The 20,030-nt window shown below is 63.7% G+C and carries 23 protein-coding genes; 6 read left to right on the forward strand and 17 right to left on the reverse strand.

Going from position 1 to position 20,030, the window contains the following annotated elements; all coding sequences use genetic code 11:
- Position 1 precedes the first annotated feature (1 nt).
- From fliF to B5V02_RS30980, 17 genes are all read right to left on the reverse strand, one after another.
- Positions 2–1,648 (reverse strand): flagellar basal-body MS-ring/collar protein FliF, encoded by a 1,647-nt coding sequence (fliF, locus tag B5V02_RS30900; protein ID WP_111547805.1) that lies wholly within the window; start codon positions 1,646–1,648, stop codon positions 2–4.
- Between the two features lie 153 nt (positions 1,649–1,801).
- A complete protein-coding gene (locus B5V02_RS30905; RefSeq protein ID WP_111547806.1) occupies positions 1,802–2,869 on the reverse strand; it encodes a flagellin N-terminal helical domain-containing protein in 1,068 nt (355 codons plus the stop codon).
- A 267-nt stretch (positions 2,870–3,136) separates the two neighbouring features.
- Positions 3,137–4,138 (reverse strand): flagellin N-terminal helical domain-containing protein, encoded by a 1,002-nt coding sequence (locus B5V02_RS30910; protein ID WP_111547807.1) that lies wholly within the window; start codon positions 4,136–4,138, stop codon positions 3,137–3,139.
- A gap of 232 nt (positions 4,139–4,370) precedes the next feature.
- Positions 4,371–5,102, reverse strand: a complete 732-nt coding sequence (gene fliP, locus B5V02_RS30915) for a flagellar type III secretion system pore protein FliP (protein ID WP_111547808.1) — start codon at positions 5,100–5,102, stop codon at positions 4,371–4,373.
- Entirely contained in the window at positions 5,099–5,593 is a 495-nt protein-coding gene (locus B5V02_RS30920) for a flagellar basal body-associated FliL family protein (protein ID WP_111547809.1), read from the reverse strand. The genes fliP and B5V02_RS30920 overlap by 4 nt, the downstream gene beginning before the upstream one ends.
- A gap of 19 nt (positions 5,594–5,612) precedes the next feature.
- Positions 5,613–6,320, reverse strand: coding sequence for a flagellar basal body L-ring protein FlgH (gene flgH / locus B5V02_RS30925; protein ID WP_111547810.1), 708 nt, complete (start codon positions 6,318–6,320; stop codon positions 5,613–5,615).
- Entirely contained in the window at positions 6,317–6,901 is a 585-nt protein-coding gene (locus tag B5V02_RS30930; RefSeq protein ID WP_167458739.1) for a MotE family protein, read from the reverse strand. Before B5V02_RS30930 ends, flgH begins: the two co-directional genes overlap by 4 nt.
- A 3-nt stretch (positions 6,902–6,904) precedes the next feature.
- On the reverse strand, positions 6,905–8,146 hold the full coding sequence (locus B5V02_RS30935) for a flagellar basal body P-ring protein FlgI (RefSeq protein WP_111547811.1): 1,242 nt from the start codon (positions 8,144–8,146) through the stop codon (positions 6,905–6,907).
- Complete coding sequence (flgA, locus tag B5V02_RS30940) at positions 8,143–8,679, reverse strand: flagellar basal body P-ring formation chaperone FlgA (RefSeq protein WP_425374432.1); 537 nt, start codon at positions 8,677–8,679, stop codon at positions 8,143–8,145. The genes B5V02_RS30935 and flgA overlap by 4 nt, the downstream gene beginning before the upstream one ends.
- 6 nt (positions 8,680–8,685) lie before the next feature.
- Positions 8,686–9,474, reverse strand: coding sequence for a flagellar basal-body rod protein FlgG (gene flgG / locus B5V02_RS30945; RefSeq protein WP_111547813.1), 789 nt, complete (start codon positions 9,472–9,474; stop codon positions 8,686–8,688).
- 11 nt (positions 9,475–9,485) lie between these two features.
- Positions 9,486–9,812: a flagellar hook-basal body complex protein FliE gene (gene fliE, locus B5V02_RS30950; protein WP_111547814.1), complete on the reverse strand. Its 327-nt coding sequence runs from the start codon at positions 9,810–9,812 to the stop codon at positions 9,486–9,488.
- Positions 9,812–10,228, reverse strand: a complete 417-nt coding sequence (flgC, locus tag B5V02_RS30955) for a flagellar basal body rod protein FlgC (protein WP_111547815.1) — start codon at positions 10,226–10,228, stop codon at positions 9,812–9,814. Before flgC ends, fliE begins: the two co-directional genes overlap by 1 nt.
- Before the next feature lies 1 nt (position 10,229).
- Positions 10,230–10,610, reverse strand: coding sequence for a flagellar basal body rod protein FlgB (gene flgB, locus B5V02_RS30960; RefSeq protein ID WP_095084506.1), 381 nt, complete (start codon positions 10,608–10,610; stop codon positions 10,230–10,232).
- Between the two features lie 83 nt (positions 10,611–10,693).
- Complete coding sequence (locus tag B5V02_RS30965) at positions 10,694–11,539, reverse strand: hypothetical protein (protein ID WP_167458740.1); 846 nt, start codon at positions 11,537–11,539, stop codon at positions 10,694–10,696.
- Complete coding sequence (fliI, locus tag B5V02_RS30970; RefSeq protein ID WP_111547816.1) at positions 11,520–12,938, reverse strand: flagellar protein export ATPase FliI; 1,419 nt, start codon at positions 12,936–12,938, stop codon at positions 11,520–11,522. Before fliI ends, B5V02_RS30965 begins: the two co-directional genes overlap by 20 nt.
- Before the next feature lie 3 nt (positions 12,939–12,941).
- A complete protein-coding gene (gene flgF / locus B5V02_RS30975) occupies positions 12,942–13,664 on the reverse strand; it encodes a flagellar basal-body rod protein FlgF (protein ID WP_111547817.1) in 723 nt (240 codons plus the stop codon).
- Between the two features lie 7 nt (positions 13,665–13,671).
- Positions 13,672–14,793 (reverse strand): DUF1217 domain-containing protein, encoded by a 1,122-nt coding sequence (locus B5V02_RS30980; protein WP_111547818.1) that lies wholly within the window; start codon positions 14,791–14,793, stop codon positions 13,672–13,674.
- A 149-nt stretch (positions 14,794–14,942) separates the two neighbouring features.
- On the opposite strand from B5V02_RS30980, the gene motA reads away from it, so the two are divergent.
- From motA to B5V02_RS31010, 6 genes are read left to right on the forward strand one after another with little or no spacing between them, the layout of a single operon-like run.
- Complete coding sequence (motA, locus tag B5V02_RS30985; protein WP_111547819.1) at positions 14,943–15,818, forward strand: flagellar motor stator protein MotA; 876 nt, start codon at positions 14,943–14,945, stop codon at positions 15,816–15,818.
- A 32-nt stretch (positions 15,819–15,850) separates the two neighbouring features.
- Positions 15,851–16,798 carry a FliM/FliN family flagellar motor switch protein gene (locus tag B5V02_RS30990; protein ID WP_111547820.1) on the forward strand — a complete coding sequence of 316 codons (948 nt, stop codon included), beginning with the start codon at positions 15,851–15,853 and terminating at the stop codon, positions 16,796–16,798.
- 17 nt (positions 16,799–16,815) lie between these two features.
- A complete protein-coding gene (gene fliN, locus B5V02_RS30995; protein ID WP_111547821.1) occupies positions 16,816–17,202 on the forward strand; it encodes a flagellar motor switch protein FliN in 387 nt (128 codons plus the stop codon).
- A 43-nt stretch (positions 17,203–17,245) separates the two neighbouring features.
- Complete coding sequence (locus B5V02_RS31000) at positions 17,246–18,256, forward strand: flagellar motor switch protein FliG (protein ID WP_111547822.1); 1,011 nt, start codon at positions 17,246–17,248, stop codon at positions 18,254–18,256.
- A gap of 9 nt (positions 18,257–18,265) precedes the next feature.
- Positions 18,266–19,348 (forward strand): flagellar biosynthesis protein FlhB, encoded by a 1,083-nt coding sequence (gene flhB, locus B5V02_RS31005; protein ID WP_111547823.1) that lies wholly within the window; start codon positions 18,266–18,268, stop codon positions 19,346–19,348.
- Positions 19,345–19,782, forward strand: coding sequence for a hypothetical protein (locus tag B5V02_RS31010; RefSeq protein ID WP_111547824.1), 438 nt, complete (start codon positions 19,345–19,347; stop codon positions 19,780–19,782). The genes flhB and B5V02_RS31010 overlap by 4 nt, the downstream gene beginning before the upstream one ends.
- Positions 19,783–20,030: the final 248 nt, after the last annotated feature.

The raw sequence follows: 20,030 nt of genomic DNA on the forward strand, positions 1-20,030 counted from the left end.
CTTACACCGCGACTTCCTGGGCGGCCCATTTGCGCAGGATCTGCGCGGTGCGTTCCTCGTTGAGGTCGACCATTCGGGCAAGCCGATCCTGCGGCGCCGGCCTGATCTTCTGGCGAAGATCGTCGAGCGGTGTGGGTCTTGGGCGTGAACCGGGCAGGGCGCCGACGGCAGCGCTTTCGGCGTTGGCGCTTGCTTCCGGTGTCGGCAGCGAGCGCTGGACTTCATCGTAGCTGGGGCCCGACAGGGCTGGCGTCGCCTTTGCCGTCAGCGCCGCCGCCATCGGCCTCAGGCCGAAGAAGGCGACCAGGAACACCACGACGATGAAGGCGCCGGCGTTGATCAGCGTGCCGGCATGCTGGCCGATGGAATCGAGCATTCCAGCCTGCGGGATCGCCTCGCCGTCCAGCCCGTCAATGAACTCGACCGCCGAGACGTCGATGACGTCGCCGCGCTTGTCGTCGAAGCCGGTGGCCGAGGTCACCATCTTCTGGATCTCGGCGACGCGCTTGGCAATCTGCTCCGGCGTGGCGTCCTTGCCGAGAATGGTCATCAGCCGTTGCTGGTTGACGACCACGGCAATCGACATCTTGGTGACGGTGTAGCCGTTGGAAACGGTGGCGATCTTCTTCGAATTGATTTCGTAATTGGTGATCTCTTCCTTGCGGTCGTTCTGCGAGGAGGATTGCGGACCGTCGGTGGCGGTTGCCTGGGTCTCGGGCAGGTTCTGCTCGACGCTGGCCGGGGTCGAGGCCTGCTTCTGGTTGTTGTTTTCGTTGGCGCGCACCGACTGCACCGAGCGCTCGACGCGCGAATTCGGATCGAAAATGGTTTCTTCCGTCTGGCGGGTGTCGGTGTTGACCTCGGCCTTGACGCTGGCGCGGAAGTTGTCGGGGCCGAGATAGGCCGTCAGCGCACGGCGGATGTTGTCGCCGATCTGCGCCTCGACGGTCTGCTCGACGCCGAGCGTGCGGGCGGCGCTGGTGTTGGAAGGATCATCGCCCGCAGCCAGCAGATTGCCGCTGGAATCGAGCACCGTCACCTTGTCGGCCGACAGGCCGGGAACGGCGGCGGCGACGAGATGGCGGATCGACATGGCGCTCTTCTCGGCGTCGATGCCGGTATAGCGGATGACCACCGAGGCGGAGGGCTGCTGTTCGTCGCGGCGGAAATTGGCGCGTTCGGACATGACGATGTGGACGCGCGCCGCCTTGATGCCTGAAATCGACTGGATGGTGCGGGCGATCTCGCCTTCCAGTGCGCGCACGCGGGTGATCTGCTGCATGAAGGAGGTGAGGCCGAGCGAGCCGACATTGTCGAACAATTCGTAGCCGGCATTGGCACTGGTCGGCAGGCCCTTTTCGGCAAGCAGCATGCGCGCTTGCGCGGTGGTGCCGGCCGGCACCAGCACCGAGGTTCCGTCGGCGCCGACATCGAAGCCGATGCCGGCTTCGCCCAGCACCAGGCCGATCTGGTTCACGTCGGCGCGGTCGAGCCCGACATAGAGCGTGTCGTAGGCGGGACGGTTGAGATAGACCGAGGCGATGCCGATGACGCCCATCACCAGAACGGCGATGCCAGCCAGTATGGCAAGGCGCTTCACGCCAAAGCCGCGAAGATTCGAGATGATGCTCTGGATCTGTTCCGGCACGGTTCGACGACTCCCAGCATGACTGTCCGCCGGAACAGTAGTCTTCGAAGCTTGTGCGAAAATGAAATCGGGCCGCGCTTGCGGCGCGGCCCGTCAATCGGAGTGCGAAAAGGAAGGCGGGATGCGAAAGGAGGGCACCGGTGGCGCCCGCGACTAGCTCTTGAACAGCGACAGGATGCTCTGCGAGGCGCTGTTGGCGATCGACAGCGCCTGGATGCCGAGCTGCTGCTGAACCTGCAGCGCCTGGAGCCGTGTCGATTCCTTGTTCATATCGGCATCGACGAGCTGGCCGACACCACGGTCGATGGAGTCCATCAGGCTCTGGGTGAAGGTCTTCTGCAGGTCGATGCTGCTCTTGGCCGAGCCGAGGATGGTGGCGGAATCGGTCAACTGCGCCATGACCTTGTCGATCTTGGTCACCATCTGCGTGATGATGTCGTCGGTTACCCCGGCCGCCGTGATGTCGAGGTTGTAGGCGGAAATATTGTCGACCTTGGCCACCACCGCTCCCGCCGCCGTCTGGCCGGCGGTGTTTGCGGCGATGTCCGTTGCTCCGCCCGCGATCGCGGTCGCATAGGCGGTGTCATACAGGGCCTGGGCGGCCCCAGTGGCATAGATGGAGGTCTGGCGATCGAGGGTGCCGTAGTTCTTGACGCCGGTGGCAAGGCCGTAGTCGAAAAGCTTGGTGCCCTCGACATCGATGTTGATCGTCCCGATCGAGATCGCGCCGGACGAGGAACGATTGAATGAGGACACGATCTGCGAGTCGGGCTGGACGCCATCATTGGCTGCGGCGACCTGCTTGGAGGTCACCGCAAGGAAATTCGAGCCGGAGAAGGTTGCCGCATCGGCAAAGGACTTCATCTGCGCCTGAAGCGCCTTGATCTCGGTCTGGGTTTTTGCCTTGGCGGCATCCGTCTGGCCGACGGTCGAAAGCAGCTTGGTTTTGATCTGGCCGATCGTAGTCAGCACATTGTTCATGCCGGTGTAGGCGGTATCGACTTTCGAGGCGCCGAGGCCGAGTGCATCCTGTACCGTCGACAGGGCCGAGTTGTCCGAGCGCATCGTGGTTGCGATCGACCAGTAGGCGGCGTTGTCCGAGGCCTGCGAGACCCGGTAGCCCGTCGAGATGCGAGCCTGCGTCTGTTCGAGTGACTTGTTGGTGGCGCTGAGGCTTTGAAGTGCGGTTAACGCCGCGGCGTTTGTCATAATGCTCGCCAAGAAAGTCGCTCCTTCTCATAAGACGACATGTCCAGACATGCCGGATGGGCCTGTTCAACGGGTGGCATCGTGCCGGTCGGGCCGATTCGCCAAACTGTCGTAAGCTATTGGTTAACCATAACTAGCGCGGCATGGTTAACAGCCTGTTAAAAGCTGGCTTTTGAGAGTTAAGAAACGAGCATTGCGCGAGGCTGGAACAAACGCAAATCGGGCCGCGCTTTTGGCGCGGCCCGATATTTGGTCTGAACTGTGGTTAGGCGGAGGCGATTAGCCGCGGAAGAGCGACAAGATCGACTGCGACGAACCGTTGGCGATCGACAGCGCCTGGACGCCGAGCTGCTGCTGGACCTGCAGGGCCTGCAGACGGGTCGATTCCTTGTTCATGTCGGCATCGACGAGCTGGCCGACACCGCGATCGATGGAGTCCATCAGATCGGAGGTGAAGGTCTTCTGCAGGTCGATACTGCTCTTGGCGGCGCCGAGCGTGGTGGCGGAGTTGGTCATGTCGGCGAGCGCCGAGTCGATGACGGTCAACATCTGCTGGATCTGCGTATCGCTGGCAGCTTTGCCTGTCGCGGTGTCAAAGATCTTCAGGCTGGCGGCCGAATAGGTGTCGGTGGCCACAGCAGCGGCGCCCAGGGTCGGAGCCGAGGCCGTGAGGGTGGCCACACCGGTGGAGCCGACGCGGAGCGTGTCGAGGATACCCTTCGCGAGGGTCGCGGTGGTGCCAGCTTCATACAGCTTGATGTTTTCCACCTTGACGTCGATGGTCGAGATCGAAGCCGCGCCGGAGGCGTCACGGTTGAACGCCGAAAGGATCTTCACATCGGCCGCCGTCGTGGCTGTCGCGCCGCTGTTCACGGACAGCATGTTGGTGCCGGAGAAGGTGGCGCCGTCGGCGTAGGACTTCATCTGCGCCTGAAGAGCGGTGATTTCGGTCTGGGTCTTTTCCTTCGAGGCATCCGTCTGGCCGTAGGATGCCAGCAGCTTGGCCTTGATCTGGTTGATGGTGGAGATCGCACTGTTCATGCCGGTGTAGGCGGTGTCGACCTTAGATGCGCCGAGGCCGAGCGCGTCCGAAACGGTGGACATCGCGGAGTTGTCCGAGCGCATCGTGGTGGCGATCGACCAGTAGGCGGCGTTGTCCGATGCCTGCGAGACCCGGTAACCGGTCGAGATGCGGGCCTGGGTGTCCTGGAGGGATTTGCTGGTGGCGTTAAGGCTCTGCAGAGCCGTCAACGCGGCGGAGTTCGTCATGATGCTGGACATGGTACTCGTACCTTGATTTTACAGGTGTTTTTTTGACATACCGGGCTTCCCGGTATGACGGTGCGGCATCATGCCAATGATCTCGAAATCGATCACCCGCCATCTGCGAGCGAATATGCGGGCAAGTCCCTACCAAAGGGCTAAACCGGACGGTTAATCGAAAATATATTGCTTGAATTTTGGGCCGGAGCGCGCGGCAAAGATCAAGTTGCCAGGGATCGATTGGCGGAGATTAGTTGAAGGAGCGCACCAGGCTGCCGACAAGCAGATTCCAGCCGTCGATGAGGACGAAGAACAGGATCTTGAACGGCAGCGACACCACCGTTGGCGGCAGCATCATCATGCCCATCGCCATGGTGATGGTGGCGACGATCAGGTCGATGACCAGGAATGGCAGCACGATCAGGAAGCCGATCTCGAAGCCGCGCCGGATTTCCGAGATCATGAAGGCGGGCACCAGGATGCGCAGGTCAACGGTGTCGCGCGCAACGGTCTGGCCGCGCTCGCGGGCGAGATCGGCGAACAGGTCGAAGTCCTTGTCGCGCACATTGCGCAGCATGAAGGTGCGGAACGGATCCGAAATCTTGTCGAAGGCTACGGTCTGGGTGATCTGGTTGTCCATCAGCGGCTTGACGCCGGTGTTCCAGGCCTGGTCGAAGGTCGGCGCCATGACATAGAAGGTCATGAACAGCGACAGCGAAATGAGAATGAGATTGGCCGGCGTCGACTGCAGGCCGATGCCGGCGCGCAGGATCGAGAAGGCGATGACGAAGCGGGTGAAGCTCGTCACCATGATCAGCAGGCCTGGCGCCACCGACAGCACGGTCAGCAGGCCGAATACCTGGATGATGTAGCCGACGGTGGTGCCATCGGCCTTGCCGATGCCGCCGAGATCGAGTTGCTGCGCCGCCGCGACGGACGTGGCGGCCGCGATCATCGCGGTGGCAAGAAGGAACTTTCTCATTCGAGCAGCAATGTCCTGATAAGAATCTGCTTGGCGTGACCCTGGCTGCGGATCGAGGCGCGTTCCTCAAGATCGGCCTTCAGGTGCTGGTAGCCGCTGGCGCCCTCGATCTGATGCATCTTCAAGGTGCGCACCAGGGCCAGAAGGTCCTGGTGGATGTCATCCGACATGGCCTGTGGCTGCGGCCCGTCATAGACGACGGACACCTCCATTCTGATCCAGGTATCGGCAGGCGAGGCGATGTTGGTGGTGATCGGCGCCAGCACGACGAGCGTCGGCCCCACGCCCGGCTCACCGCCCGCGGCGGGCTCCACGGTCTTGCCTTCGTTCTCAGGCGCCACCGGCACCGACGCAGGTGCCCCGACGCCCTTGAGATAGCCGCCGGACATCCAGCCCATGCCGATGGCGGCCGCCGTCACGACCAGCAGCATGATGGCCTGGATGGCAAGGGAGGGACCCTTGCGCGGCTGAACCTGTTCGACATTTGCCACGGTGCCGTGTTCCCCAATCCTAGAACGGAAGAACCTGGTCGAGAATCTGCTGGCCGTAGGCAGGTTGCTGGACCTCGGTGATGCGGCCGCGCCCGCCGTAGGAGATGCGCGCCTCGGCGATGCGTTCGTAGGGGATGGTGTTCTCGGCGCCGATATCGGCCGGCCGCACGATGCCGGCGAGTGTCAGCACCCTGAGCTCGGCGTTGACGCGCACTTCCTGCGATCCCGTGATCATCAAATTGCCGTTCGGCAAGACATCGGTAACGATGGCCGCGACATTGAGTTCAAGCGTTTCCGAGCGCTTGATCTCGCCGTCGGCCGTCGTGTCCGTGGTGGAGCTGAGAGCGCCAGTGCCCTTGCCGGCGGTGCTCCAGTTGTCCCACTGCGCGCTGAGGTCGTAACCGAGCTTGCGGTTGGCGGTGCGGCTCCTGTCGTTCTGGTTCTTGAAGTTGGCCCTGTCGTTGATCTTGATCTTGACGGTCAGGATGTCACCCTGCGACAGTGCCCGCGGGTCGGTGAACAGCCGGCTCTGGCGGTCATCCCACAATGAGAATTTCCTGACCGGCGCGGGCGGCGTTTCCGGATAGCGATAGAGGGACGAGGTGTTGCCGCCATCGATGCCGGAGCCGACCGGGGACAGGGCCGGCTCCTTGCCGACCTCCTTCAGATTGGTTCCGCACCCGGACAGCCCGGCGACCGCGCACAGGAGGAGCATCTTGCGGATCATGACGGATCTACCCTTCGGGCTGCGCTGGCCATGATGCCGGTGAGCGTCGCCGCCGCCTTCTGGTCCATTTCGTTGAGGATGACGCTCGCCTTGCGTGAATCGAGCTTCATCAATATCGCCGCCGCCAGGTCGGCGTTGACGATGGCCAGCCGCTCGGCGGCGGCGTCAGGTTTCATGCCGGCATAGATCTGGACAACGCCGTCCTCGGCCCGGGCCAGGAAAACCTCGCGCCGCTTCAGCCAGGTCTCGTATTCTGCGCGCTTCTCCTCCAGCGCCTTCATGCGCTGGTCGATGCCGGCCTGCAGCTGCTTCATCTCCTCCGCCTGCAAGGCATAGCGGCGGTCACGGGCGGCGTCGGCGATGTTGGAGCAGAAGCGCTCGATCTCGCTTTGGTCCGGCGCTTTCTCCCGCTTCAATTGCTGCGGCGGCTCAGCGGCCGGCGCGCCCGGCAGGACCTGGCGAACCGTTTCCTCGCCGCGCGCCGTGCTGCCGGCGAAGGACATGGCGACAACAGCGGCCGCGAACAGGATCGCGGCGGGGCGGCGTCTTTCGTGGCGTGAGAGAGTGCGGGTCATCGGCATCGCCTATTGCAGAACCAGGTCGGCCTGCAGGGCGCCGGCCGACTTGATGCCCTGCAGAATGGCAATGATGCCGTCCGGCTTGACGCCGAGACGGTTGAGGCCGGAAACGAGCGTTTCGAGATCGGGTCCGTCAAGCACGGCGACGCGGGCATCGGGCCGGCTGGCGTCGATGGCGGTGAACGGTTCGACGGCCGTCTCGCCTCTGGAGAAAGGCTCGGGCTGGACGACGCGCGGCGCTTCGGTGATGCGCACGGTGAGCGTGCCGTGGCTGATGGCGACCCGCGAGATCTTGACGTCGTTGCCGATGACGATGGTGCCGGTGCGCTCGTCGATGACGACACGGGCCGGCGTGTCGGATTCGACCACCAGGTTTTCGATCTCGGCATAGAAGCGGGCCGCCGAAACACCCTTCGGCCTTCTGATCTGCACGGTGCGGGAATCGCGCTCGGCCGCAACCCGCGCGCCGAAGCGCTGGCTGGTATAGTCGTTGATGGCGTCGGCGATGCGGATTGCGGTCGAAAAATCGGGATTGCGCAATTGCAGGGTCAGCGTCGCCTGATCGTCGAACTCGGCCTGGACGGCGCGCTCGACGATGGCGCCGTTCGGCACACGACCGGAGGTCGGCACGCCTTGCGTCAGCTGCTCGGCCTGTCCCTTGGCGACAAAGCCGGAAACGATGACCGAGCCCTGGCCGACGGCATAGATCTCGCCGTCCGCCGCCTTCAAGGGCGTCATGATCAGCGTGCCGCCAGCGAGCGAGGTCGCGTCGCCCATCGAGGAGACGTCGATGTCGATGCGGGCGCCCGACTGCACGTAGGGCGGCATGTTGGCGGTGACGATGACGGCGGCGACATTCTTGGCGCGTGCGCTGCCGCCTTCGGTGGCGATGCCGAGATTTTCGAGCATGGCGCGGATCGATTGTTCGGTGAACGGCGAGTTGCGCAGGCTGTCGCCCGACCCGGCAAGCCCGATGACCAGGCCATAGCCGACCAGCTGGTTGTCGCGCGAACTCTGCAACTGGGCGATGTCCTTGATGCGCGAGGCGACCTGGCCCGGCGGCAGCGAACTCGGCCCGGACGAAACCCGGAACATGCGGCTGGTGGTGGCCGGATTGTATTCGGGATCGTCGTAGACGCCGCCATTCTTGGCGGCAAGTTCGCGCTTGGCCTTGGGCGTCAGGCCGTCGGCCAGCGCCGGCTGCAAGCCGAGCACGGCCGCCAAGATCAGGGCAAGTCCGCGCATCATGAAGCGCTGACCTGGATGGTCCCATCCGCCATCACCGTGCCGGACAGGATCTTGCCGCTGTCGACGTTGCGGACCTTGACAAGGTCGCCGGCAGCACCCGGCTGCAACGTCACCGCGGTGGCCGAGATCGTCAGTCCGCCGGCGATGAAGAACACCTGCACGGACGCGCCCTGTTCGACCAGCCAGGCCTCACGGACGGCAGCGGAAGGGATGTAGCGGCCGGGCAGCAGCGTGCGCTTGGCGACCTTGCCGTCGAGTTCCTCGGCCCGGGTGGCGACCGCGTCCGGCTTGTGCTTGCCGGCGATCAGGGTCACCTTTTTCAGGGCAGCGAGCTCGATGGTCTCGCCGGGATAGATGACCCGGTTGGGGATCAACACAACCTCGCCGGCAGGTTGATTGCCGGCGAGCTGAGTGGCCGATTGGTCTGTCGATTGGTCCGTCGATTCCTGGGCGAAAGCCGGCATGCCGCCGGCCACCAGCGCAAGGACAAGCGCGGTGCGGCGGAACGCGGAGCAGGAGATCGGCATGGCCATCATCCGTTACCTGATGTTCTTGGAAACGACGGAGGCCATGTCGTCGGCGGCCTGGATGACCTTGGAGTTCATCTCATAGGCGCGCTGCGCCGAGATCAGCTCGGTGATCTCCTTGACCGGATCGACGTTGGAGGCCTCGAGATAGCCCTGCTGGATGGTGGCAAAGCCGGGATCGCCCGGCACGCCGACATTCGCCGGGCCGGAAGCCGTGGTTTCCTGGAACAGATTGTCGCCGAGCGGCGCCAGACCCGCCTCGTTGGCGAAATTGGCGATCTGAAGCTGGCCGAGGGTCTGCAGGTCGGTCTGGCCGTCAATGCGGGCGAAGACCTGTCCCGTCTTGTTGACGATGACCTCGACGGCGTCAGTGGGAACGGTGATGGCCGGAATGACACTGGCGCCGTCGACCGTCACCAACTGGCCGGTGGCGTTGGTGTTGAAGGCGCCGGCGCGGCTGTACAGCGTGCCGCCGTCGGCGCCCTCGATCTGGAACCAGCCCCTGCCGGTCAGCGCCATGTCGAAACTGTTGCCGGTGCTGGTCAGTTCGCCCTGGGTGTGCACGTTGCGCACGGCCGTCGTCTTGACGCCGAGGCCGATCGAGACGCCCTCCGGCACCAGCGAGGCGTTGGAGCGGTTGGGCACACCCTGCGTGCGGTCGACCTGGTAGAGCAGGTCCGAGAATTCGGCGCGGGCGCGCTTGTAGCCGGTGGTGTTGATGTTGGCGATGTTGTTGGCGATGACTTCCAGATTTGTCTGCTGGGCATTCATGCCGGTGGCGGCGATGGCGAGTGCTTTCATGGCGGAATTCCTCAGATGCCCATTCGACTGACTTCGAGATAGGCGGAAACCACCTTGTCGCGGATGGCGACGGCGGTCTGAAGCGCCTGTTGCGCGCTCATCACGGCGTCGACCACCTGACGGGTGTCGGCGTCGCCCTTGAGCGCCTGCATCGACACCTGCTCGGCATTCTCCATCGTGTTGACGGTCTTGGAGGCCGCCTGGCTCAGCGCCTCGGCGAAGGAGGTGCCGATATTGCCGCCGGCCGAGGGTGTCGCGCCGCTCTGGAGCAGGCTTGTCACCGCGTCGTCGCCGCCGATCGAGGACTTGAACTGAAGGGCTCCGATACCGCTGATCATTACTGGTTCCTCATCAGGTCGATGGTCATGGAAATCAGGTCTCGCGCCTGCTTGACGACCTGAAGATTGGCTTCGTAGGAGCGGTTGGCCTCGGTCATGTCGGCCATTTCGATCAGCACGTTGACGTTGGGCATCTTGACGTAGCCCTTGTCGTCGGCGGCCTCGTTGCCGGGCTGGAACTCGACCGGAAAGTCACTGGGATCACGATCGATCGAGTTCACTGCGACCGTTGAGCTGCCGGAGGTCCGGTCGAGCTCGGAGACGAAGCTGATGGTCTTGCGGCGATAGGGATCGGAACCGGGTGCGGTGCCGGTCGACTGGGCGTTGGCCAGGTTTTCCGAAACCACGCGCAAGCGCTCCGACTGGGCGCCGAGGCCGGATGCCGCGACTTTGAGGGCTGCGGTCAGCGCGTCCATGTCAGCTCTTCACCGCCATCATCATCATCGAATGGAACGCCTTGACGATCGCCGTGTTGAGCTCGAAGGAGCGGCGCACTTCGCCGGCCTTCATCAGCTGGTCTTCCAGCACGACCGAGTTCTTGGACGGCATGACAACGCCGTCATCTTCCTGCGGCTTGACGGTGAAGCCGGCATTGGTCGCGGCGTTGCCGAGATGGCCGGCCTGCGTGGCCTGCAGCGACACCGCGGTGCGGTCGAGCACCTTTTCGAACGGCTCGACATCGTTTGCCGTGTATCCCGGCGTGTTGGCGTTGGCGATGTTGCCGGCGATGGCGGACTGGCGCACGGCAAGCCATTGCGCTTGCTTGGCGGCGAGGTCGAAAAGGGAAACGGGCTCCATGGGAATCTCCGGGCGGGTTCCCGAAGACTAGGCCGCCAGTCTTGCGCGGACCTTGCGGATGGCCGGGCGCCCGAGACGGGCGTTTACCTGGAGAGTTCGATCACCTGGTCGGTGCTGGTGACCATGACCCATTTGCCGTTGCGCTGCTCGATGGAAGACACCTGACTGGAGTCCGGCAGTATCGAGCCACGCTGGACGATCCACAGTCCGGCATCGTCCTCGATCATGGCGCGGCCATTGGCGACATGAACCATGCGGAATTTCGCGGCATCGGCCGGAAAGGGTTGCTCATCAGGCGCAGGAGCGGGATTGGCATCATCCTGCACGGTTCCCGTGGCAAGCAGATCGATATTGGCCGCGGGAGCGTCCTTTGCCGTCAGCGGCGCGCTGCGTTGGGCGACCACGCCGCCGCCCGCCCGTCCTGAATTGGTGCCGGTGCCGCCAAACTTGATCGCCTGGACGCCGAACTGTTCCTGGTTGAAGAAGATGTACCAGGGAAACAGGGCGCAGATCAGCCCGAGCGTGAGGCCGAGCGCGGCAATGACGAAATCGCTGCGCCGGTCGGACTTCTTTTTCAGCCTGGGAAATGGCGCCTTTGGCGGCTGCGGCCATTCGGTGCGCGGGAACAGGCCGTCGATCAGCGAGTCACGGCTGGCCTGCGTCATCTCGGCGGCCGCTGCCTGGGGAACCTTGGGCAGGGCGAGCTCAGCAGCCCTGGACAGAACAGGCTCGGCTTTAGCAACCCTGGGCAGGATTGGCTTGGCAGCTCTGGCTAGAACAGCCTCGGCTTTCGCAGCTATGGCGCGGACAGCCTTTGCCTTGGCAACTCTGGCTTCGTCGGCCCTGGCTTCCTCCGCGGCGCTGGCCTCGGCGAGCATTTCGCGCAGGACGCGCTCGGTGTACTGGCGTTCAGTCTCCTGCATCGGCATTCAGCTTACCCTTGAGGTGACGGGCGAGGTCGGAGAACGGCTCGGCGGACGGGCGGTCCTTGGGCGATTGCGTCAGCGCCTCGTAGATCAGCGGCACCTGGCGCACGGCGATATCGAGCTCGGCGTCGACGCCGCCCTGATAGGCGCCCAGCAAGCGGATGTCGCGCGTGTCCTCGAAGCGGGCGATCATCGACTTCAGCCTTGTCACCAGGGCACGCTGGTCGGCGCTCCAGGCCTTGCCGGCAAGACGCGATATGGACGACAGCGGATTGACCGGCGGATAGCGTCCCTGTTCGGCGATCGCGCGGTCGAGCACGACATGGCCGTCGAGGATGCCGCGCACGGAATCGGCGACCGGGTCGTTGTGGTCGTCGCCGTCGACCAGCACGGAAATGATGGCGGTGATCGATCCCTTGCCTTCAACCCCGGGGCCTTCGGCGCCCGGTCCGGCGCGCTCGAGCAGCTTGGGCAGTTCGGTGAACACCGAGGCCGGATAGCCGCGGGCGACCGGCGGCTCGCCGGTTCCCGTCGCCACCTCGCGCAAGGCATGGGCGAAGCGGGTGATCGAATCCAGCACCAGAAGCACGCGATGGCCCTGGTCGCGAAAATGCTCGGCGACGCGCATGGCGGTGTCCGGCGCACGCCGGCGCATCATGGCGCTCTCGTCGCTGGTGGCGACGACGGCGACGGTCTTGGCCATGCTGTCGCCGATCGTGTCCTCGAGGAATTCGCGCACCTCGCGGCCGCGTTCGCCGATCAGCGCCACGACGACGGTGTCGAATGCGTCGGCGCCGGCAAGCATGGCGAGCAGCGTCGACTTGCCGACGCCGGAGCCGGCAAAGATGCCGAGGCGCTGGCCGAAGCAAAGCGGCGTGAAGATGTCGATGACCTTGACGCCGGTCATGAAGGCGGTGCCGACGCGCTGCCGGGCCATGGCGCCGGGCGTCGTGCGGGCGCCGCTCGACGTGTCGTCACCCCTGACCAAAGACGGGCCGCCATCGATCGCCCTGGTGAGCGCGTCGATGGTGCGGCCGCGCCACGAGGCATGCGGCCCAACCGCGAGCGGACCGCGGCGGAACACCGCATCACCGATGCCGGCATCGGCGCTGCGTTCGAAGGGTGCCACGACGATCTCGTCGCGGCTGATCTTGACGATCTCGCCGCGGCGCGCGCCGGCATGGCCGCGCTGCTCGACGATGTCGCCCAGCCTGGCGAAGTCGGAAAGGCCGCGCACCTTGTAGTGCGTGGACGTGACTTCGACGACGCGGCCGCCGCGCTTGAGCAGTGCCTCGGCGTCGGCGAAACGTCGCCATACCCGTTCCAGCGCGGCAAGCCGGTCTTCCGGGGCCGGCTGGAGCTGTCTTTCGGGTGCGCGGAGCGATGGCTGGTCGAGCGACATGGGCTATTTCGAGCCGAGCGTCTTGATCGCCTCGTCGGTGGAGGAGTCGGTCTGCCGCATCAGGGCCGCGGTATTTTCGAAGGCGCGCTGCACCATGATGAGCCGGGTGATCTCGAGCACCGGATTGACGTTGGATTCTTCGAGAAAACCCTGGGCGATCCCGGTATCGGAACGATCGGTGACCGGCTCCGGCGTGCGCGCCGGAATGATGCCTGAATTGCCGTAGCGGACGAAATTCTCGCCGGGATCGAAATTGTAGAGGCCGATGGAGCCGACGAGCTGATCGTTCTGGCGCAGCGAACCGTCGGCCCCGGCCTTGGGCGGACCATTGCGGGGGTCGAGCTGGATCGGCGAACCTCCGGCATCGAGCACCGGGTGGCCCTCGATCGACATCAGCTCGCCATTCTCGTTCATCGAAAAGCGCCCGTCGCGGGTCATGACAGTGCCGACCGGCGTATCGATGGCGAACCAGGCATCGCCCTGGACGGCGAAATCGAACGGATTTCCGGTCTCGGTCAAGGCACCGTGCGCGCCGGAAAGATAGGTCTTGCCCGAAGACGCGAAGGATACCGACTTCGGCCCGGTGCCGGAGACGACGTCCTCGAATTTCACGCCGGTGGCGCGAAAGCCGATCGTCGAGGCGTTGGCGACGTTGTCGGCGATCGTGTCGAGGCGGCGCTCGAGCGCGATCTGCGAGGAAAGGGCGACGTACAGGCTGTCCCGCATGATGGTCTCAGAACCTCAACTTCTGCATGGCCATCATCAGATCGGTGGAGATGCCGACCGTGATCGGCTGGGAAAACAGCACGCTGACCGAGGTGACGGCCGACGAGGTCGGATTGTTGATCTCGTACATGCTGGTGAAGCGGGTCAGGAACTTGCCGAGCTTCTCGGGATCGGAGAAATCCGAGATGTCGAGTTTCTGCTCGAACAGCTGCGCCTGCTTGTCGATGTTGGCGGTGGCGAAGGAATCGGGCAGCCCGAGCGCGGTGCGCACGACGCTGGCAAGGGCAGTGTCGGCCAGCACGTCGTACCAGCTGGTGATGGTCGGCGCCTTGCGATCGAAATAAAGCGCCAGCCGCACGCCTTGGTTGGTGTTGCCGGCATCCTCTTCGAGCGTCTGGCGCATGTACTTGTCGACAGTCGGCTGCTGCGCCGGAACGATGGTGGTGGCGTTCTCGCCATAGGCTTCGAAGTTGAAGGCTGAGGCCAGCGCGGCGTAGGTCTTGTCCGTCATCTTGTTGGCGACGCTGTCGGGGTCGCTGACGCCACCCTGCAGAACCCGCTTGATGAGATCCTTGTCCTCCGTCGTCGAATCGAGACCGAATGAAGCGAGGGCGTATGTGTAAAGCCGGCTGTTCGACATCAGGTCGTCGATCGACTTCACCTTGGTGATGTTGGCGAGATAATATGTCGTCTCGCCCTTCACATAGTCGGAGTTCGGATCGAGGCCGGCGATTTTCGCCTGCGTGGCGTAGTTCTTGGTCACCATCTGCTGCGTCTTGTTGTAGATCGTCGCATCGGCGCCGTTGGCGGCGAAATTGAAGGCGCTGACGAATTCGGCGTAGCGCTTGTCGGTCAGCTTGTTGGCGAAGCTGTTGGGATCGGAGACACCTTCCTTGAGCGCCTTGACCATGAAGGCCTTGGCGTAGTCCATGTCCTCGAGCCCGTAGGCCTTCATGGCATATTTGAACAACCGGTCATTTTTGACGAAATCGTCGATCGATTTCACCTTGGTGATGTTGTCCAGATAATATTTGGTATCGCGGTCAACGACGGGCTGCTGCTCGATCCTGTCGAGCGACTTTGAAATGTCCTTGGTGATGAGCTGGTAGCTGGTAAATGTACTGAGCAAAGACGTGCCTCCGGCCGAAGCTATGTCAGCACAATACCCCCACTTCCTTGCGCGAAACTGAATCGGTTCGACGCCCCCCTCGATTCAAGCCTCACACAAGGCACGGGGGCTATCCCTTGCTCCTGTTGTGAAATGCGGAAGGACCTATTGTGGGCATTCTGATTGGACTTGTGGTGACGCTCGGCTGCGTCCTTGGCGGCTTCATGGCCATGGGCGGCCATCTTCATGTGCTGGTCCAGCCGTGGGAAGCCGTGGTCATCTGCGGCGCCGCGTTCGGCACGTTTCTGGTGGCCAACCCGATGAAGACGGTCAAGGACACCGGCAAGGCCATCCTCGAGGCGTTCAAGCAGGCGGTGCCGAAGGAACAGAATTACCTCGAAACGCTCGGCGTGCTGCACAGCCTGATGCGCGAGCTGCGCTCGAAGTCGCGCAGCGAGGTCGAGGCGCATATCGACAATCCAGAGGAATCGGCGATCTTCCAGGCCTTTCCGACCGTGCTCAAGAACCACGATTTGATGAATTTCATCTGCGACTACTGTCGCATCATCATCATCGGCAATGCCCGCTCGCACGAGATCGAGGCGCTGATGGACGAGGAAATCCAGACCATCAGGTCCGACAAGATGAAGGCCTATCATGCAATGGTGGCGGTGGGTGACGGCTTGCCGGCGCTCGGCATCGTCGCCGCCGTGCTTGGCGTGGTCAAGGCGATGGGCGCGCTCGACCAGTCGCCGGAAATCCTCGGCGGCCTGATTGGCGCTGCCCTGGTCGGCACCTTCCTTGGCATCTTCCTGTCCTACGCGGTGGTCGGGCCGGTCGCCACCAAGATCAAGACGGTGCGCGAGAAGAACAACCGCCTCTACATCATCGTCAAGCAGACGCTGCTGGCCTACATGAACGGCGCACTGCCGCAGGTGGCGATCGAGTTCGGCCGCAAGACCATCTCGTCCTATGAACGGCCAACGATCGACGCAGTCGAGCAGAGCACGATGAACACTGGCTCCGTCGAAAAGAAGGCCGCCTGAACGATGCTCGACAGATCGGTCCCAGCACTGTCATGACCAGTCCAGGCAGCCCAGCGGAAGCGCGCTCGCTGATCATTGAGCGTCTGGTCGGCGACAGCGGCGAGGCCGCCCAGGTCATCGGCACCGGCCGGGCCATGGCCGAGCGCGCCGCGCCGCTGCTGCAGAAGAGCCTGACCAGTGAGCTTGGCGTTCCGGTCACCGTCGATCTCAGGGCCGTCGAGGTCAGCCGCGTCTCGGAGGCGCGCTCGCGCGCCGGCGATACGTTTGCCATGACCATTGTCGCATCATCCACGTCCTCCGATGCCATGACCCTGGTGATCGATGCGCCGGCGATCGCGATCATGATCTGCACGCTGTTCGGCGGCGACCCGGATCTGCCGGTCTCGCCGATCGAGCGCGATCTGTCGCAGATCGAAATCGATGTCTCGACTATGGTGTTCCAGCAGGTCGCACAGGCCCTGAACGGATCGGGACGGCGCTCGCTCGACCTGCGCCTGCCGGTGCCGCGGGCGATGTCGGGCACCGAGGCGAAACGGCACGTGCTGCGCGATGGCGCGGCAATCCGCATCGTTCTTGGCATCTCGACGCCGGCCGACAGCGGCACCGTCACGGTGATGATGCCGCAGCGTGTCGTGCTGGCCAGCCGGGACAGTGCAGTCGCCGCCGGCGAGAACGATCAGGGTGCCAGCTGGCGGGCGCGTTTTTCGGAAGAGGTGATGCGCTCCACAGTGGCGCTAGAGGCCACCATGCCGCTGGCCCGGCTGACGCTCGGCGACCTCGCCGGTTTCGAAATCGGTCAAGTCATCGAATTCGAGGAAACGGCGCAGTCGCAGGCGCGTCTCAGCGCGCGCGGCAAGACGCTGTTCGTATGCGAGTTCGGCAAACTCGGTCAGAATTACACCGTCCGAATCAGGCATCCCTACGATGCCGGGCAGGACTTTATCGACGGGCTGATGCCGGCTGCCGCCGGACGCGCCTGAGCATTTGGAGACGACGCATGGCCAAGACCAAGGCGGAAGCCGACCTCGATCAGCCGGACGAGCAGCTCGACCGTGCCATCGAAGAATTGCGCGGGGTCCTGCATGAAGAGGAAAAGCGCCCCGACGCGGCGTTCAGGGCCGCTTCCGGTGCCAATTCGAGCGTCATCATGAACATCCCCGTCGATGTCCAGATCATCCTCGGCAGCACCGAGATGCCGGTATCCGACCTGATGGCGCTGCAGAAGGGTTCGACGGTGGCGCTCAACCGCCGCATCGGCGAACCTGTCGACGTCGTGGTCAACGGCCGCAAGATCGCGCGCGGCGAGATCACCGTGCTGGAAAGCGATCCGTCGCGCTTCGGCATCAGGCTGACCGAAATCATCGCCGGCACGAAGGGCGCCTAGACATGGATTGCGGGGCTTGCCGGTGGCAGCGGAGGCGAGAGGCATGACGACGCCGGTGACCTTGACCCGCGCGCAGAAGGCGGCCGCCATATTGGTGGCGATGGGCAAGCCGTCGGCCAGCCGTCTTTTGAAATTCTTCAAGCAGGAAGAATTGAAGGCGCTGATCGAGGGCGCCCGGCTGCTGCGGACCATTCCGCAAAGCGATCTCGAGCGCATCGTCGCCGAGTTCGAGGCCGAGTTCACCGAAGGGGCGGGACTGCTCGATTCCGCCGACAGGATGGACACCATCCTCAATGAATCGCTCTCGCCCGAAGAGATGAGCGCCATCATGGGCGACAAGAAATTCGAGGTCGCACCGGAAGGCCCGCCGCCGATCTGGCCCGAACTCGAAAAGCTCGAACCGGCGCGGCTTGGCGCCTTCCTGGCTGGCGAGCATCCGCAGACCGCGGCCATGGTGCTGTCGAAGCTGGCGCCGCAAGTGGCGGCGAGCGTGCTCCTGACGTTGACCAAATCGACGCGCGGCGAAATCATCAAGCGCATGGTGACGATGGCCAATGTTCCGGACGCCGCTAGCAGGATCGTCGAAAACCGGCTGCGCACCAGCGTGCTCACGGAAACCTCGACCAAGGATACCTCGGCTGGTCAGGCGCGCGTCGCCAGTGTTCTCAACGAACTGGACAAGCCGCTGCTCGAGGAGGTCATGCAGGATCTGGAGGCCGCCGGCACGCCCGATCTCGACGGCGTCCGGGCCCGCCTGTTCGCCTTCGACGACCTGCCGCTTCTGACCCAGAAAGCGCGGGTGCTGCTGTTCGACGGGCTGTCGACCGAACTGGTCACGCTGGCCTTGCGCGGCGTGCAAGCGGGACTTGCCGAATCCGTGCTGTCGGCGATCGGCGCGCGGTCGCGGCGCATGATCGAAGCCGAACTCGGACAAGGGTCGGAAGGCATTCCGCTTTCCGACATTACGGCGGCGCGCAAGACGATCGTGACGACGACGATCCGGCTGTCGCGCGAAGGCGCCTTCGAACTTCCCTCGACCCAGAACGCGGCCTAAGGCCGCGACATGGCTGACGCGGTCGACAAGGACTCGAAAACCGAAGAGGCGACGGAAAAGAAGATCCGCGACACCGTCGAACAGGGCAAGCTGCCCCATTCGCGGGAAACGGCGCTGCTGGCATCCTTCGTCGCCATACTGGTATTCACCGTCTTCTACGCCAAGGACGCGGTCATCGATCTCGGAATGTTTCTGTCGATGTTCCTGGAGAAGCCGGAAGCCTGGCCGATGGACACCGAGACCGACGTCATCGCGCTCTACAAGGTCGTCCTCCTGGAGGTGGGTCGCGCCGTCGTCAGCCTGCTGGTGCTGTTGACCGTTGCCGGTGTCGGCGCCTCGGTGTTCCAGAACATGCCGCAATTCGTCGGCGAGCGGGTCCGGCCGCAACTCTCGCGCATCTCGATTGCCAAGGGCTGGAGCAGGCTGTTCGGCATTCAGGGTTGGGTCGAGTTCCTGAAGGCGCTCGGCAAGGTCGGTTTTGCCATCGTCGTGCTGAGCTTCACGCTGTCGGAAGACCACCGCAAGCTGCTCGCCGGCATGATCACCAATCCGATTGCCTTCGGCCTCGTCATCCGTGGCATCGCCGTCGACATTCTGGTGGCGATCGTCTTCGTCATGGGGCTGATCGCGGCGGTCGACATCGTCTGGTCGCGCTTCCACTGGAAGCAGGACCTGCGCATGAGCAAGCAAGAGGTCAAGGACGAGTTCAAGCAGTCCGAGGGCGACCCGATCGTCAAGTCGCGGCTACGCTCGCTGGCGCGCGACCGGGCGCGCAAACGGATGATGACGGCGGTGCCGCGCGCGACACTGATCATCGCCAACCCGACGCACTTCTCGATTGCGCTGAAATATGTGCGCGACGAGGATTCGGCGCCGATCGTGCTGGCCAAGGGGCAGGATCTGGTGGCGCTGAAAATCCGCGAGATCGCGCGGGAACACAACATCCCGATCTTCGAGGACGTGGCGCTCGCCCGCTCCATGTACAAGCAAGTTTCGGTCGATAATGTGATCCCGTCGCAATTCTATCAGGCCGTCGCCGAACTGGTGCGGGTCGTCTACTCGAAAAAGGCTGAGCGCAGACAGATTTCATGAACCGGCAACCGCACGCAAATTCCCGCGAGATCATCGTCGCCAGCGCCATCGAGCAAGTGGTGGGGGAACTCCGACTGATCGATGTCGCCGATTACATCGCCTTCATCCGGCTGGAGCATTTCGCGTGCCTGTCGGATCTGGTCGATTCAGCGGTGGAGCTGTTCTTCATGCCGGGCACGCTGCGGCTCGGCCATGGCGGCGAGGCGCATGTCGACTGGAGCGGCAGCCCGCGCATCGTGCTCGATCTGGAACTGAGGCCGCCCGGTGTCACCGTCTATTTTCAGCTGACGCTGAGCGAGCTCGGCGCTTCGGTGGTGGTCAACTACGTGTCATTCGAGAAGCCGGGCGAAGACCCGGAGCACAACACGGCCCTGCTCGAGGCGGTGATCGAACAGGCGCGCATCCGCAAGGTCGAGCCGCTGGCCTTTCGCTGACATCGGTCGCTTCCGAGCCTTAAAGCGCGTCGCGTCGAAACGGATTCATGCGACGTGCTTTAAGCCTGTTTCTATGCATGCCGCTGTCTCAAAACCGGGGCCACTTTTGAGCGACATGCATTAGAGCGGGATGAATTTAGGTTGGTACATACCCGGCCTCGGTGAAGTAATTTCTGCATTCGGTTGAAGTGACGGTGCCGAGGATCTGACCGATGGCTTCGCAGACGGTCTCGACTGTTCGTCTGGCA

This window comes from Mesorhizobium kowhaii, assembly GCF_003253745.1.
Taxonomy (GTDB): Bacteria; Pseudomonadota; Alphaproteobacteria; order Rhizobiales; family Rhizobiaceae; genus Mesorhizobium; species Mesorhizobium kowhaii.